The organism is Lactobacillus amylolyticus DSM 11664, assembly GCF_000178475.1.
Taxonomy (GTDB): Bacteria; Bacillota; Bacilli; order Lactobacillales; family Lactobacillaceae; genus Lactobacillus; species Lactobacillus amylolyticus.
The window spans coordinates 1-15,876 of the sequence record NZ_ADNY01000016.1 but is presented as its reverse complement, the minus strand read 5'-3'; the positions used below and the strand labels follow the sequence as shown (position 1 = coordinate 15,876).

Here is a 15,876-nt window from a genome sequence, read left to right as displayed (position 1 = left end):
GTTTTTATTTGCTCTTCGGCAATAAAGCGCACCATTTCCCCACGCGCCATCTTAGCGTGAGTAGCAATCGTCCGCCAGCTATCGTTTTTCTTTTCTTGAAAATCAATGCTGATCATCCTTCTGGTATCGTTTAAATAAGGCGAAACCATACGTGAATATTCTTTTGAAGCAAGATTAATTACCAGATCATCATCCTTAAACAAGGAATCAGCAATCTGATGATTCCAAAAGTGGTACAAACTGTAATCCTTGAACCCCACCATCTTGGTTTTCATCTCCAAGCGATATGGACAAACTCCGTCAAACGGCCGCAAGCTGCCGTAAAAACCGGAAAGGATTCGCAGATTTTTTTGAATATAATCAAGTGCTGGCTGCGTGAACAAATCAGGTGCCATATATTGATACTGAATACCTGAAAAGGCAACGATTGCCGGCGTTAACCGCTCATTCAAATTCATTTCCGCTAACTGCTTTTCGGCCTGCTGAACCACACGGTCGCCAGCCTGCCATAGCTCTTTTAGTTGCGCAGCGGATCTTGTTTTTAAAAAAGCAGCCAGCGTCTGCGCTTGCGCAAGAAATTCCGGCTCAGTTTGAACGGGAAAGGCGTCCAAATCACGTCTCATCTTTTTAGCAGGAGCAATAATAATTTTCATCTTTTCCTTTCTTCGCTTTTTAAGTTAAAATAGCTAAGTATTAAATAAAGGAGTATTTTTCATGAATCCTGATTTTGCAATTGTCTTAAATTTCAAATTAGAGTCTGAACAAAACGCCGATGCGGATTTTTTAGTCAAAACCGCACGCAATGTCGGTGCACGAGCAGTTAGTGGTGGCGATTTTCTAAAAGAAGCCTGCGCTAAATATACTATTTTTTTAGCTGATGAACAAAATGGCGTCGAACTTACCAAGGACAATGTCATTGATACCTTAGTTCAAAACCGCAAAAACGGAAAAACGACTGTCATTAATCTTACAGTTAATGCTGATGGCAAGTTTAATGCAAATGATCAAGCTGTTTTAGACCAAATCAACAAATGGATGCACATGTTTGGTCATGCTTTCAACGAAGGCAAGCTCTCGGACTTAACTGTTGATCAAGATGGCCTTGTATTAAAAAATCGCCATGCAAATTACCAAAAATACGTCTTTTTAAAGAGCCCTTTGCCTGAAAAGATCGTTGTTTCAGGCCTTGAAAAGGCACCTAATCGCGTAGAATGGATTGAAAATCGAATTGATCTTGATTTCTCTTTTGCACAAAACAAATTGAGCATTAATTTGGTGAAACCCGATGATGAATTTGAATGGCAAGTTTTACGAATTCAAGCCCATCGACCAGAAGATTATCTTGCCGAAACTAAATTTTAAAGCAAAAAGCCTAGGATTTTTTCCTAGGCTTTTATTATTGAACCATGATCAAAAAATTGTTTAAACCGTTTCGCTTCATTATCAAGCGTAACTTCATCATTAACTTGCGATAATTTATAACCGACGAAGTAAGGCGGCGCATCGAAGCGAGTAATTAATTTGGCACACACTCCGCCGTCTTCGCGCGGATAAAAGAAGAGGTTATAAGAATCGCAGCGGCCGTTGTACATAATATTAAGCATGTATTTGACGCCGCTTTGAATCCAGTCGGCCCATAAGGCCAGATCTTTTTTAGTTAAAGAATTAATATTTAGTTCTGTATAGCCTTGAACGGGATGCTGGGCAATATTGACTTCCACATCTTGATTTTTAAACAAGCTTTCTCCCTCAAAGTTGTTAGGACGAATATACTTGTAGCCATTTTCGTGCTCTAGACCAACTATTTGCATATGCGGATGAATTAGAGAACCGCCAGAATGCGGGCCATAATTTTTGTGCCAAAGAACGGATTCGTATTTGCCGCTATTTTGCATCTCCTCTGCACAGCTCAAAGCAAATTTGATCATCTTCCGATTGTGCTCCTTAGAGTAAGTAGCAATATCGCCATTATGGTCGTGGCTTTCAATCAACACGGTTTGCATCGTATCACGCAAAGTAGGAAATTTATTATGCAGCCAAATCAAGTCGCCATTACGCTTATAAATATCAGTTAAGTGAGCAACATCGCAAAACGGACATTGTTTTTGCTTGAACGTAGTCTTTTTCCGGTAAGATTGCGGCTTGTTTTTAGCGATTCCCATTTGAAAAACAAGTGGATCATTCGTCATTTTTAACCCTCTTCGTTTAAATTGCCTTTCTTTAATATTATAATAAAAACGTTAATTTAATTGTACTTTCTTTACTAACCGCTTGATAGATGATACACTGTTGGCTAGCAAACGTTCATTCGATGTTTGAAAAGAAATAAGTTGGGTAATTATGCAATCTAGAAAAGATCTAAGAAAACGTAACAATCGCAATAATATCATTCTGATTATTGGCGCGATAATTATCGTGCTCGCGATTATCTTTGGGGTCGTTATACACAATAATCGGGTTGCAAGCGAAGCACGTGAGAGAAAATTCGCTACAACTCATTTTAACCCAAACGTTACTATTTACGGCGTGAAGGTTGGAAACTTAACGGTAGCAAAAGCAACTGCCAAGATTAACCAAAAGGCCAAGAATGTTGTTGAGCTGAAGAACCATAAAGTAATCTTGAGCCGTGATAGCTCAATTAAGACGATTACTAAAGCAAAAGTGCAAAAATACTTTACGAAGCAGCATACCGACGTACCAAGCAATACCAATTACAATTACAGTTCAAGTGAAATGGCTACTGCTAAAAAGAAGCTGAACCAAATGAATAAAGCCGTTGTTTCTTATAAAATTGCTGGCAAAACTTACCAACTTAAAGCAACAGACTTGATTGATGATGTTACTTACAGCAATGGCAAATATGATTTTAAAGATGTCAGCAAGCTAACTGCCAAGTTAACGCAAATGAACAAGGACGTCGGTACTCTGAAGAAGAGCTACAAGTTCACCGTTCCTTCTGGCTCTAGCGTTAAAGGCAAAACCATTACCGTTACAAATAAGAGCTATGGCTGGGGCATTTATGAGCAAAAGGCTCAAGCAGCAATCGAAAAAGCCTTTATGAATGGTACCAAGACAATCAATGGTGCTGATTATATCTATGGCTTAGGTTACAGTACTTATGCTCATGGCTACGGCAAGAGCAATCATGGAATCGGCAATAACTACGTTGTTGTTTCTATCAAGAAACAGGAATTATGGGTTGTCAGAAAAGGCAAAGTTGCTGTTCACTTAACCGATGTCGTTACTGGTACTTACACTGGTAAGGGCAACCGGACTCCTACTGGTGTTTGGTATATTCAATACAAGGAATCACCAAGTACCCTTCGCGGCTACAACGATGATGGAACTAAATATGCTTCCAAGGTTAAATACTGGATGCCATTTACTTTAACAACTGGGTGTGGTTTGCATGATGCTAGTTGGAGAACCGATTGGAGCAAGACAGCCTACCTTAAGGGTGGTTCACACGGATGTGTTAACATTCGTCCATCTGAGATCCACAGGGTTTGGAAAAACGTCATCAAGGATGAAGCTGTAATTGTTTACAACTAAACAAAATAAAAAAATAGAGCTCGTTGGAGCTCTATTTTTTACGCTTTTTTTATCTAACGCCTTCCATGAAGCCATTAATTCGCTTAACCATGAAGAACATCAAGACACCGAAAATGACGCTTACCAAGCCAACGGCCCAGAAATAGGCCACTTCAGTATTTGTTGAATATAATTTAACAATCTGCGCGTTAACGGCCTGTCCAGTGGCATCTGCTAGGAACCACAAACTCATCATCTGTGACCGGTAAGCATTAGGCGCAAGCTTAGTAGTAATTGAAAGACCAATTGGTGAAATCAGCATTTCCGCGATTTCAACAATAAACCAGGAACCGACTAACCATAATGGAGAAACTCTTCCCTGTGTACCAAAGAGCATTCCAGGAATGGCCATCCAAATATATGAAAAACCTGCAAAAATCAGACCACTGGCAAACTTTCCTGGTGCACTTGGTTGATTTTTCCAGTGTTCCCAAAGCCAAACGAAGAATGGCGTGAGAATCATAATAAAAATTGGATTCAGCGTTTGGAAGTTGGCTGCTGAGAAATGCCAGCTGCCAATATGCAAAATAGTTCTTTGTTCAGCAAACAGAGCCAAAACAACTGAACCTGATTCTTCAATTCCCCAGAAAATAGCAGCAGCGATGAACAATGGGATATATGCTTTAACCCGTGAATGTTCAATTTCATTAACTTTCGGACTGCGCAGCATTGCAACGAAATAGTAAACCGGCAAGGCAATCGCAACAATTGTCAACAAAGTAATAACATTATCGACATTCAATTGACCCATTGAAGCCATAACGCCTAGAATTGCAGCAATAATGGCAATGCAAATTACGATCCATTTTACAATCCGCAATAAATCGGCTTTATCGATTGGATCATTAGGTAATAAGCCGTCAGTTGATAGATACTTTTTCCCGCCAAAGTAATATTGCACTAGACCAAAGAACATCCCTATCGCTGCCAACGAAAAACCAGCATGAAAGTTGGTCTCATTACCAAATAAGTGAAAGCCAAAACCGTTAGCGGCCCAAGGAACCAAAATAGGTGCAATGGCACTGCCCAAGTTGATTCCGAAAACAAACATACTAAAGCCGGCATCCCGTCTTCGATCTTCTTCTGAATACAGGCCACCAACCATATTAGATACATTTGGTTTAAGCAAGCCAGTCCCAACTACAATTAAAGCAATTGAAATATAAAGCGCAGCTGTACCTGCTGGCAATGCTAGTACAATATGACCCAGCATAATGAAGACACCGCCAATAAACAAAGTTCGGCGTGATCCCCAAAGATGATCTGACAACCAGCCTCCGGCAACAGTAGCTAGATAAACTAATGAGCCGTAGATTGACATGATCGATGCCGCTGTCGTTTGGTTCATACCTAATCCGCCTTGAGTCACGGCATAGTACATGTAGAACAGGAGAATTGCTCGCATGCCGTAATAGCTAAATCGTTCCCACATTTCTGTAAAGAACAAAGTAGATAAGCCTCGAGGTTGACCAAAAAAGGCAGTATCCATATTCTTGTTATTCATTTGATTACAATAAAACTCCTTTAATCAAAGTTTACACAAGTCATTATTATACAGGCTAAATTCTTTATTCGTCAAAAAAAGCCCTATCCTAACGGATAGAGCTTTTATCATAATGCTTTTTAATTCAAATTAGTTCAAAGCCTTAGCAACAGCGTCGTTAACAGCCTTTCCTTCAGCTCGAATCAAATCTACTCTGGTTTCAATAACCTTAGTATCCATTTGAATTTCACGCTTCAACAATTGAACGTTAAGCTTTGGTTCAAAGAATTCTTTGAATTCCTTCAATCTTGCAGGAGTTCTGAAGACTCTTGAGATAACTTGAACGAAGGTAGCAAATTCCATGTCGCCACCAACAGTCTTATCAAGCCAATCCCAATCTTTTCTAATCCAATCCCAAGCAGCTTGTTCACCCTTGTGATTGGAAAGTACGCCAGCAAACCAGCCACGCAAGTCTTGTGGCTTAATCACATCAGCGTCTTCGAAGTATTCAATCAACTTATTAATTTCAGCTGGATCAGTTGTATTAGTAGCAGCGTTACGCAAGTCAGCTTTATATGAAGCATCAGCAGTTCTTTGATATTCCTTGATCAATTTAGCCATCAAGTTGTGACTGCCAAAGTTCTTAACTTCATTAATTAAAACGTATGGACGAACATCAGCATTCAAAGCTTCCAGGTTGTCTTCATTTTCTTCAAACAACTTATGTGCAGCCTTGATTGAATCACTGTTGCCAGCGTAAATGCTTGCACTTAATTCATATGGACGAATTTGAATATCGTCATCGCTTTCGCCCTTCTTTGGCATCCAACCTAAGCGAGCAACTTGCTCTTTAGATAATTTGTCATAAAGCTTCTTCAAGTTCTTTTCTTCATCAGAATCAGGATCTACAAATTGACGAAGCTTAGCAGCAGTTGTGTACAAAGCGTTGATGACTAAACCAGACTTAGAGTCAGCGAATTTTGTCAAAAGTGGCACAATTTCAGCATAAGAAATTTGCTTGCCTTCTGCCAAAAGACGAAGATCTTGCAATAATTGCAACTTAGCAATTGGATCCAAATCATCAAGGTCTGACATAATATCCTTCATCAAAGTATCGTCATACTTAACGATGAAGTGGGAATTGTTGCCAACATTGACACGTAATGGATGACCAGCTTTTTCACGCAAAGTCTTGTAATCGCCGAGATCAAGTTCTTTTTCAGACATAATCTTAGGTGCGTCAAAGTTTGCATTCAAAGGAATTTGCCAAGTTCTGTCGACATCTTTTCCTTCACCGATAAAGAATTGCTTTTGACTTAAAACAAGGTGACCATTTTCAGCAACTTTAGCTGTTACAACTGGATAACCAGGTTGTTCAAGCCATGATTGCATGATTTTACCAATATCCAAATCAGTTGCAGTTGAAAGTGCATCCCAAAGGTCATCACCAGTTGCATTGCCATACTTGTGGTGATCGAAGTAGTACTTAAGTCCCTTGCGCAAAGCATCGTCGCCAAGAAGTGCTCGAACCATTACAAGCATTCTTGATCCCTTGGCATAAACAATCGCTGCATCAAAGGCAGAGTCGATATCAGCCGGATCATTAATCTTCATTTGAATTGGTTGAACACCATCAGTAGCATCCCGACCAAGAGCAGCAGGTGCTTCGCTGGTTTGGAACATTTCCCAGATGTGCCATTCTGGCTTCAGAGCATCAACTGACAAATATTCCATCATGTTAGCAAAACTTTCGTTCAACCATAAGTTGTCCCACCATTTCATCGTTACTAAGTCACCGAACCATTGGTGAGCCAACTCGTGCGTAATAACGGTAGCAACCAATTTCTTCATTTCAAGTGAAGTATTGTCAGGATCAAGAAGAAGATATGCTTCACGGTATGTTACAAGACCCCAGTTTTCCATCGCACCAGCACTAAAGTCTGGCAAAGCCAATTGCCATGAATTTGGAAGTGGGTACTTAGTTTGATAAAAGTCTTCATAAAATTCAATTGCTTCTTTAGCAATTTCAAGAGCAAAGTCTAATTCCTTAGCCTTGTGTGCCTTAGTTGCAAAGACACCGATCTTAACGCCATCTTTGGTTTCAGTTATCTTAGATTGCAAATCACCAAAGGCAAATGCAACCAAGTAGCTAGACATGCGAACTGTTTCTTTAAAGTAGTGAACTCCATCTTCCACTTTTTCTTCAGGCATGTTAGCAAGAGCAATTTCGCCAGGTTGTTCATCCCACTTAAGTGCCAAACTAAAAGTTGCTTTAGCTTCTGGTTCGTCAACACATGGAAAGGCTTGACGTGCAAATGTTGTTTCAAATTGGGTACCGATAATTTGCTTCTTTTCACCATTTAGTTCGTAATATGATGGATAAATGCCCATCATTGTATCAGTCAATGGTGCGGTATAAGCGATTGCAATCGTAGTCTTACCGGTTTTGCCTAATTCAATTTTAATTGCTTCATCTTCATCGCTAACTGTGAATGGTACATCCTGACCATCAGCCTTAACTGATGAGACTTTCATAAACTTTTGACTAATTAAAACAGTCTTTTCTTGAGCATCACCAGTTACAGTTGAAGTACCTGAAATCTTCTTATTTTTACGGTTAACGTCAATAAAAAGATTGTAATGTTCAGGATGAAAAGTTTCATAAACACGTTTAACTGCCATATTTTTCCTCCTAAAATATCATTTGTCCCCTAAATTCTACCAAAAAAGCGTCTCTAATCGTTAAAAAATGTGATTATTTATCGATTGTAAGAGCTCCGTCTTCGTTTTGTAACATTGCTGTCACATTATGCTTGTAGTATATAAAGCGTAGTCATTAAGAAAACGTTAAGTTTTAAATTTTTAGGGAATGAATGAACTATGAATAATAACGTAAAATCAAACTTCAAATCAAATTTATTTAAATTATTCGCAGCTTTAGTACTTGCCTTCACAGCAATCGTAGCTGTACAAACTTTTACTACTAATACTTCTACTAACCAAACCGTTCAAGCTGCTACTCTTTCCAGAAGGGAAAGGGCAGCTAAGGAGTGGATTGCAATGCACGAATCAGGCGGTAGCTACACCGCTAGAAACGATGTTTGTTACGGTAAGTACCAATTAAACATTGCTTACTTACACGGCAATTTATCAGCTAGGAACCAAGAAAGGGTTGCTGATCAATATGTTTACCGCCGTTACGGTTCATGGGTTAATGCTAAGAGGTTTTGGTTAGCTCACCACTGGTACTAATTAAAAGCTCTCAGTTAATTAATTTCGCTAAAAATTCAGAATAAAAGACAGGTTAGAAACAATTTTTCTAGCCTGTCTTTTTTTACTTAAAATTATCTTTTTTGATCGAACGATAACACGCGATCAGCATTACTCCAATCGAACATGCCATTGCAATATAAGCCATCGGACCAATTGTCACAGCATTAGAAGCCGCTGTTTGCGACATTTGATTTTCCATTGCATAAGCAACAATCCAGCGCCGCATCAAAGATGGCGTCAAGATAAAACTGATCATTGCAATAATTGAAGTAATCAAAGTAACATTTCTAGCGTATGGCTCCTTAAAGAATTGTGCCAAAACGCAGAGAGCTGGAGCAATCATCAACAGCAAGATCCACATTACGATCATTCGACCGGAACTGGAACTCATCATCTGCGCACTATTTATCGCATAACGATAAGAACTCCACAGCTGCCCGCCAGTGAACGTATTCAACAGATTAAGGAAGTACGTTCCCTGTTGACCATAGGCGCCACCTTGATTTGATAAAAAGCCTTCGACAATATTCAAACTGTCCGTTGACCCGACCGAAGTAAAGTTTACGGTGACAACCTGCTTCATATACGTCGCAAGAAACATTGTTACAGAACCACCCAATTGCAGGGCTCGCAGCATGCTGAGTTTTCTTGAAGCCTTCATCTTAAATTCAAGGCTAAGCACTCGATTAGGATGATGCGACCGTGCAATAAAGTAGATGCCAATTACTGTTAAAATCAGCAGAACAACCAAGCCCCACCAGATTTTTGCCATGATTAGGAACAGAGCAATTACAATCAGCAAAACTGAAACATAAGGCCGATCAGAAAATATTTCCCAAAAATTCAACCTAACATGGGTATATTCTTTCCGCGTGCTGTTGACATTGAAATTAGGAATCGTACTTTTACGTGGTTTTACATTCTCGCGATATACGCGCCGATCATTGGCTCTGGATCTGGCGTATTGACTTTTTGCCTTAGTGGCATGTGCCTCCTGATTTTCGTTCTTCATGCGATACTCTCTTCGCGACATATGTGCCATCAAGATCTCTCCCTTCCGAAAAACCAATCTTAGCACAATTCAATAATTCAAACTTATTTTTTTGAATTATTTTGAAAAAATATTAACGTTTGCAATAGATGTTAAAATAATCATTATTGATTAACGAAAGAGATGAACCTTTTTGAATTCTGAAAAACTACCTGCTGATTGGCATAAAGCCTTATATACACTATGGCTCGGCTGTTTTATTACGGGGATGGGCTATTCGATGACGATGCCGTTTATTTCCCTCTTTATTTCTGATTTGGGCAATTACAGCAAACTGCAAATCAACTTATATTCCGGTTTAGCCTTTGCCATGACCTTTATCGCTCAAGCGATTGTCTCGCCATATTGGGGAAGCCTAGCCGACAGAAAAGGCCGTAAATTAATGTGCATGCGCGCTTCAGGCGTAATGGCACTAACAATTACCTTAACGGGATTGGCTCATAATGCAATCTACATTGTTGTCATGCGTTTTATTCAGGGATCATTCTCTGGCTATATTAACAACGCAACTGCCTTAATGGCCGGGGAAACTCCACATAAACGCAGCGGTTGGGTTATGAGTCAAATGATGACGGCTGGTACTGCCGGCAACTTGGTTGGACCACTTCTCGGTGGTACCCTTTCAAGCTTTTTTGGTAATTGGCTTGGTGGCGCCTGGGGCTATCGGATTCCATTCTTTATTACCGGTGTATTGATGTTTCTTGTATTTTTAGGCACAAGCTTTTTAGTTCATGAAGACTTCACACCGGTTTCTCGTGAAAAGATGAAGCCAATGAATGAAATCATGAAGAGCCTGCCTAGCATTAAACTAATCGTTGTCATGTTCATCACAACCATGCTGGTTCAGTCCTCAACAATGTCTATTGATCCAATCGTTTCACTGTATGTTAAATCAATGATGCATGGCGGCGATGTTGCATTTGTAGCCGGCGTAGTCGCAGCAACGCCAGGTCTGGGAACGTTAATCGCTGCCTCTAAAATTGGACACAAAATGGATGAAATCGGGCCTTTACGCGTCTTAAGAGTTGGACTGATTATTGGCGCCGTCTTGTTCATTCCGATGGCGCTAACCAATAGTCCTTGGGTACTGGCTGTTTTAAGATTCTTCCTGGGAATTGCCAGTGCTGCCATGTTGCCAGCTGCTCAAACCGTTTTAACCCTGAATACCCCACCTGAATGTTTCGGTCGAATATTCTCATACAATCAGTCCTTCCAGGCAGTTGGTGCCGTTCTGGGTTCAATGATGGGGTCAACTATTTCCGGACTTTCCAATTATGCTACAGTCTTTTGGGTAACGGGCTTCACGCTTTTGCTCAATTTCTTATTAGTTTTAATCTTTGCCTGGGGAATTTCTTACCGCAATAAATAAAATAAATCCATGACCTTTTACAGTCATGGATTTTTTATGAATTCATTTCTTTTTTAAAAATATCTGCCATCCTTTGATCAAATGCACACATGGAAATTTTCATTTCATAATCAGGATGATCAGCCAGCCAGTTTTTCGCGGTGGCAAAAGCAATCTTGGCAGCATCTTCAGCAGGATAACCATAGACGCCAGTTGAAATAGAAGAAAAGATAATACTATGCAAATTATTTTTCTTAGCTAAATCAAGACTGTTTTGATAGCAAGCTGCCAAAAGTTTTGCATCTTCTTCCGGACTATGAAAACGGTAAATAGGACCGACCGTATGAATTACATGTTTAGCAGGCAAATTATAACCCTTGGTAATTTTGGCTTCACCGGTGTCACAACCATGCAAAGTACGACATTCGGCTAAAAGCTGTGGACCAGCTGCGGCATGAATTGCACCATCAACGCCGCCTCCACCAAGAAGAGATTTATTGGCCGCATTGACGATTGCATCGGCCTTCATTTTGGTAATATCGCCCTGAACGATTTCTATTTCTGACATTTTATTGCACTTCCTAAAGTTGAAATTAGCTCAGTTACAATTACTTTTTACCATAAAACAGCGGATATTTGCTATTAAAACTCATCATCCGCGGCGCGTAATTTTTCTGAGGATCAAAAAGAAATTCGCTAAACGCCACATTGTTGACGTTCATCACTTTATCCATATCCACATTAAGGATAACAGAAATTAATGCTCTAATTGCAATTCCGTGACTTGCGACCAAAATCGTTTTATCCATCTTTTCACTTGCCCATTCTAAGCTCGACGATTCTAGAATCGCGATGAATTTTCTTTTTATTCTTGGTCAGAATTTTGACAGTTTTTATTGCCCTAGTTAAAGTACTGGCATAAACATAATCAAATTGCTTCTCATCAATATATGGTGCAATTTTTTCTACGCCTTTTATGCCTTCTGCGCTTAGATCAGGATCATTATCGCCGTCAACAACTCGATCCCAAGTATCTGCACTAATGCCATGTCTAACAATTACTAATTTCATGCTGCTACTCCTTTTCTAAATAAGCGGCAATCACTTGCAAAACGCCTTGTTTATCATTGCTTGGTGCGATAAATTTAGCAGCTTTTTTGGCACAGTCCAGCCCATTTGCCATCGCATAGCTCAGGCCAGCAAGCTGCAGCATTTCAATATCATTGCCGCCATCACCAAAGGCCATTAGTTGTGACCGCGGAATGTTCAAATATTAAAATTAGGATCTGCATCTTTTAAAATATACGACTGCGTTTCAATTCGTTACCGCTGGCCACGATAAAATGAATATTGTTTTGTTTTAATTTTTTCAGAATCCGAGCAAATTTTACCCTATTAAAATCACTTTTGCTGTTAAGAAAAGTGCCGTCCATATCAACAGCAATTGCTTTAAATGGTAATTTTGTCATTATTCTCTCCAAACAAAAACGCCTTATCCCAAAAGATAAGACGTTTTTTAGCATAATCAAATTCTTGATTAACCTTTATCAGCACCAGCAGCAATTCCGTTAACGTAGAACTTCTGCATTAAGACAAACAAGATAGTAATTGGGATAGCGATAATTACACATCCTGCAACAAATTGAGCAAAGTATGCAGTTGCATTACCTTTTGATGTATGGACCATGTTGTAAAGCCCATAAGCAATAGTGTAATCCTTGGCATTTCCTGAAGTTGAAAGGATAATACCGGAGAAGATGAAGTCTGTCCATGGTGCGATGAATGCTGTTAAAGCAGTATAAACGATCATTGGCTTTGAAAGTGGCAAACCAATGTGGGTAAATACTTGCCATCTAGTAGCACCATCAATTTCAGCAGCTTCGTCGATTGACCGTGGAATAGTATCAAAGAATCCTTTAGCAACGTAGAATCCTAATCCGGCACCACCTACATATACAAGGAACAAACCGAAGAGGTTCAACATGTTAAGACCCTTCAAAATGTAGTACAAAGCGATCATTGACATGAAGCCTGGGAACATTCCTAAAACTAAGGCAATTTGTAAGAATGGTTTTCTAAATGCGAAGCGAAGTCTCGATAATACGTAAGCTACAGAGATTGTTAAGAAAGTGGAGACAATCATTGAAGCAATTGAAACTACCAACGTATTAATAATCCAGTTTGCATACGGATATTGTGGGTTCGTGAAAATCCCAATATAGTTTTGCAATGTGAATTGATCAGGCCAGAAGGTCGAAACAAATCCAGTATCATTGTATGAAAAACTAGCTAAGATGATCCAAACAATTGGTAAAATCCAAATAATCGCTAAGATGGTTAAAAGGATATACCGCAAGACCAATGAGAGCTGTCTCTGGTGTGTATAAGACTTCATGTTTATTAGCCCTCCTTGTAAGCATTAGTGTGTCTGTAGGCAATTAAGGATACGGTTGCACTAAGAATAAAGATCAAGATACCCAATACGGCTGAAGCGTTGTAACGTTGCTCCTGACCGAAGGTCAAGTTATATAGCCACGTTACCAGCAAGTCGGTGGATCCGGCACCGTTGTATTTACTGTTCATTGGGGCACCACCAGTTAACAGGAAGATAACGTTGAAGTTATTGATATTTCCGATAAATTGTTGAATCAGTGATGGAGCCATGACAAACAAGATTTGTGGGAAAGTAATATATCTAAAAATTTGAACAACATTAGCACCATCGATCTTGGCAGCTTCAATTTGATCTTGTGGCAAGTTTTGAATAATCGCGGTTGAAATCAGCATTGAAACTGGGATACCAACCCACATGTTAACGATAATAACCGTAATTCTAGCTATAATTGGTGAAGCCTGGTTGTCAATAAAGTGAATTGGGGAACTAATCAAGTGCAAGTTCATTAAAATGTTGTTTAAAGCACCCTGGTAGTCCAAGAATTGAGCCATCATCAACAGTGAAACGAATTGAGGAACAGCCCAAACAATTACGAAGATCGTTCTCCAGAAGCCTTTATGTTTAATACCTTTTGATTCAATCAATAAGGCAAGCAAAACGCCAAAGAAGAAAGTCGTAACTGTTGCTAAAACGGCCCAAATTAAGGTCCAACCCAATACTGGGAAGAAAGTACCAGCTAAATCACCGTTAAGCACACTGCCAAATGCTTGAAAACCAGTCCAAGAGAAGGCAATTGGGTGCTCACGGTCATAGTTAGTAAAGGCCATTGAAATCATGAAGACCGTTGGCAAAATAGTAAAGAACAAAATTCAAAGTAATGGAAGAGTCATCAATGTTGCGTGTAAACGTACGTCAAGTAAACTCTTCAATTCTTCAATATTATTTGGAATATGTTTGCCATCACGCTTCAAAATATAATTGTGTTTAGTAGATCTTAAGTTTACGCAGTAAAGGTAAATCATTACGATACATAAGATAATTGCCAAAACACCAAACAACAGAATCAAAACTGAGTTCGAAGGCTGTTTAGTAATATAAACTCCTTGTGAAGCATCATAAACAACCTTTTTGTTTTTATCGGTACCTAATGTAACCAGCATGCTTAATGCTGAGATACCGCTAAAAATAAACCAAACAACAAAGATTACTTCTGATAACAGGAAAGCTAAACCTTTTACCCATTGCTTATTAGCAAGAGCATTGCTACCCATTATGAAGAAAGATAATTTGGTAGCTATATCCCCTTTAGTCCATACCTCTCGATAAGTTGCTTCAGGAGCTACATGCTTTTTTCTCTTAAACATAACTTCTCCTCTTCTCAAGCAAAAAGGTTGGACTATTTAGTCGACCAACCTTTGCTTATGCTTTAAAAGTTAATTACTTGTTTTCAATTTCCTTAGCAAGTTTAGCAAGTTGTGCCTTGTATTGTGATGGCTTGATCTTGCCGTCGTAAGTACCACTGATTAATGGAGCTGAATCGTTCCAGAAAATAGCCATTTGTGGAAGCATTGGTTGCAATACTGAGTAACCTGGCTTAGCCATTTGCATTACGGCCTTAGCAACTGGATCGTTTTGAACAGCGCTTGAGTTTACAGCAGACTTCAATACAGGAATTTGACCAGCTTCCTTGTGAGCAATTAATTGTGCCTTCTTGTTAGTGATGTAAGCAGCTAATTCTGAAGCAGCCTTAGCGTTCTTGGTGTGTGAGTTAATAGCAAAGCCTTCAATACCAAGGAATGCTTCCATTTGTACAGTCTTGCCGCCAACTTCAATCTTAGGATATGGAGCAACTGCGAAGTTCTTACCCAAGATATTCTTGATGTTAGCAGCGTCCCAAGGACCGTCCAAGATAGCTTGAACATTGCCCTTCTTTAATTGGTTCAAAGCGTTTGAAGTTTGCATTACGCCCTTGTTGTTCTTTTGAGCTGCGTACCACTTCAAAGCGTTAACACCTTGTTGTGAGTTAAAGGTTGAACCCTTAAGATCTTGTCCGTTGTCACCAAACAACTTAGTACCTGCTGAGAACATTACTGGCCACATTACGTATGCGTTAGTAAAGTCAGTAGCAACTACACCCTTAGAGGTTAAAGTCTTCCAGTCCTTAACATCGCTAGCTGAAAGCTTTGACTTGTTGTAGTAAAGGGTTTGAGCTTGTTCTGCGTATGGGAATGCGTAAATCTTGCCCTTCCAAGTTACACCCTTTGAAGCTACGCTTACGTAGTTGGCTTTAATATCTTTAGCAGCTGATGGTGAAACTGGGTTAATGTAACCAGCTTCAGCCATTTGACCTAATTGATCGTTTGGAGCTTCAAATACGTCGGCAGCCTTTGATGGGTCCTTACCAACATCAGTCTTAGCGTTAGCTGAACCGTTTGGACTTTGAACAACACGAACCTTAATGTTCTTGTACTTCTTAGTAAAGTCCTTAGCAATCTTCTTGTAGTAAGGAACTTGTTGGGTATCAACCCAGAGAGTCAAGCTAGCGCTCTTGTTACTGCTGCTTGATGATGAACTATTTGAAGAGCCTTTTGAGCAAGCTGCAAGTGACATTGCAGCTAAAACAGCTGTACTACCTAATGCCAATTTCTTCCAAAACTTCATGACTTTATCCTCCTAAATAAAACATAATTAAATTAATTTTTACTAAAACTAGTTAACGATAGCCTTAGTAGTGT

At 39.5% G+C, this 15,876-nt stretch carries 13 protein-coding genes and 3 pseudogenes; 4 read left to right on the top strand and 12 right to left on the bottom strand.

All coding sequences use genetic code 11. From position 1 onward, the window contains the following. A partial coding sequence (yaaA, locus tag HMPREF0493_RS02450; protein WP_006351682.1) for a peroxide stress protein YaaA occupies positions 1-653 on the bottom strand: 653 nt, incomplete at its 3' end. Positions 654-714: 61 nt separating this feature from the next. On the opposite strand from yaaA, the gene HMPREF0493_RS02445 reads away from it, so the two are divergent. After that, on the top strand, positions 715-1,362 hold the full coding sequence (locus HMPREF0493_RS02445) for a hypothetical protein (protein ID WP_006351681.1): 648 nt from the start codon (positions 715-717) through the stop codon (positions 1,360-1,362). A gap of 23 nt (positions 1,363-1,385) precedes the next feature. On the opposite strand, the gene HMPREF0493_RS02440 is transcribed toward HMPREF0493_RS02445, so the two are convergent. Continuing rightward, positions 1,386-2,189, bottom strand: a complete 804-nt coding sequence (locus HMPREF0493_RS02440) for a DUF4931 domain-containing protein (protein ID WP_006351680.1) — start codon at positions 2,187-2,189, stop codon at positions 1,386-1,388. Positions 2,190-2,340: 151 nt separating this feature from the next. Here HMPREF0493_RS02440 and HMPREF0493_RS02435 point away from each other — a divergent pair, with 151 nt between their 5' ends. Further along, on the top strand, positions 2,341-3,552 hold the full coding sequence (locus tag HMPREF0493_RS02435) for a L,D-transpeptidase family protein (RefSeq protein ID WP_006351679.1): 1,212 nt from the start codon (positions 2,341-2,343) through the stop codon (positions 3,550-3,552). A gap of 49 nt (positions 3,553-3,601) precedes the next feature. On the opposite strand, the gene HMPREF0493_RS02430 is transcribed toward HMPREF0493_RS02435, so the two are convergent. Further along, the gene (locus tag HMPREF0493_RS02430; protein WP_006351678.1) at positions 3,602-5,095 is read right to left on the bottom strand and encodes a peptide MFS transporter; all 1,494 of its coding nucleotides are present in this window, start codon (positions 5,093-5,095) and stop codon (positions 3,602-3,604) included. 129 nt (positions 5,096-5,224) lie between these two features. After that, positions 5,225-7,756: a M1 family metallopeptidase gene (locus HMPREF0493_RS02425; RefSeq protein WP_006351677.1), complete on the bottom strand. Its 2,532-nt coding sequence runs from the start codon at positions 7,754-7,756 to the stop codon at positions 5,225-5,227. A 198-nt stretch (positions 7,757-7,954) separates the two neighbouring features. On the opposite strand from HMPREF0493_RS02425, the gene HMPREF0493_RS02420 reads away from it, so the two are divergent. After that, entirely contained in the window at positions 7,955-8,326 is a 372-nt protein-coding gene (locus HMPREF0493_RS02420; protein WP_006351676.1) for an aggregation-promoting factor C-terminal-like domain-containing protein, read from the top strand. 82 nt (positions 8,327-8,408) lie between these two features. Here HMPREF0493_RS02420 and HMPREF0493_RS02415 read toward each other — a convergent pair whose 3' ends face one another. Continuing rightward, complete coding sequence (locus HMPREF0493_RS02415; protein WP_040456976.1) at positions 8,409-9,359, bottom strand: hypothetical protein; 951 nt, start codon at positions 9,357-9,359, stop codon at positions 8,409-8,411. 172 nt (positions 9,360-9,531) lie between these two features. On the opposite strand from HMPREF0493_RS02415, the gene HMPREF0493_RS02410 reads away from it, so the two are divergent. Next, on the top strand, positions 9,532-10,767 hold the full coding sequence (locus HMPREF0493_RS02410; RefSeq protein ID WP_006351674.1) for an MFS transporter: 1,236 nt from the start codon (positions 9,532-9,534) through the stop codon (positions 10,765-10,767). A gap of 34 nt (positions 10,768-10,801) precedes the next feature. Here HMPREF0493_RS02410 and HMPREF0493_RS02405 read toward each other — a convergent pair whose 3' ends face one another. The 7 genes and pseudogenes from HMPREF0493_RS02405 to HMPREF0493_RS02380 all read right to left on the bottom strand — a co-directional run bounded on the left by HMPREF0493_RS02405 (position 10,802) and on the right by HMPREF0493_RS02380 (position 15,802). Then, positions 10,802-11,314, bottom strand: a complete 513-nt coding sequence (locus HMPREF0493_RS02405; protein ID WP_006351673.1) for an O-acetyl-ADP-ribose deacetylase — start codon at positions 11,312-11,314, stop codon at positions 10,802-10,804. A gap of 40 nt (positions 11,315-11,354) precedes the next feature. Continuing rightward, positions 11,355-11,817 (bottom strand): annotated as a pseudogene (locus HMPREF0493_RS09180) (phosphoglycerate mutase family protein). Positions 11,818-11,821: 4 nt separating this feature from the next. Then, positions 11,822-12,019, bottom strand: a pseudogene (locus tag HMPREF0493_RS09325) (HAD hydrolase family protein); the annotation flags it as partial. A 22-nt stretch (positions 12,020-12,041) separates the two neighbouring features. Continuing rightward, positions 12,042-12,215, bottom strand: coding sequence for an HAD hydrolase family protein (locus tag HMPREF0493_RS09320; RefSeq protein WP_392391082.1), 174 nt, complete (start codon positions 12,213-12,215; stop codon positions 12,042-12,044). 68 nt (positions 12,216-12,283) lie between these two features. Beyond that, on the bottom strand, positions 12,284-13,141 hold the full coding sequence (locus tag HMPREF0493_RS02390; protein ID WP_006351668.1) for a sugar ABC transporter permease: 858 nt from the start codon (positions 13,139-13,141) through the stop codon (positions 12,284-12,286). A gap of 5 nt (positions 13,142-13,146) precedes the next feature. Next, positions 13,147-14,505, bottom strand: a pseudogene (locus HMPREF0493_RS02385) (carbohydrate ABC transporter permease). Positions 14,506-14,578: 73 nt separating this feature from the next. Beyond that, positions 14,579-15,802, bottom strand: coding sequence for an extracellular solute-binding protein (locus HMPREF0493_RS02380; RefSeq protein ID WP_006351665.1), 1,224 nt, complete (start codon positions 15,800-15,802; stop codon positions 14,579-14,581). Between the last annotated feature and the right edge of the window lie 74 nt (positions 15,803-15,876).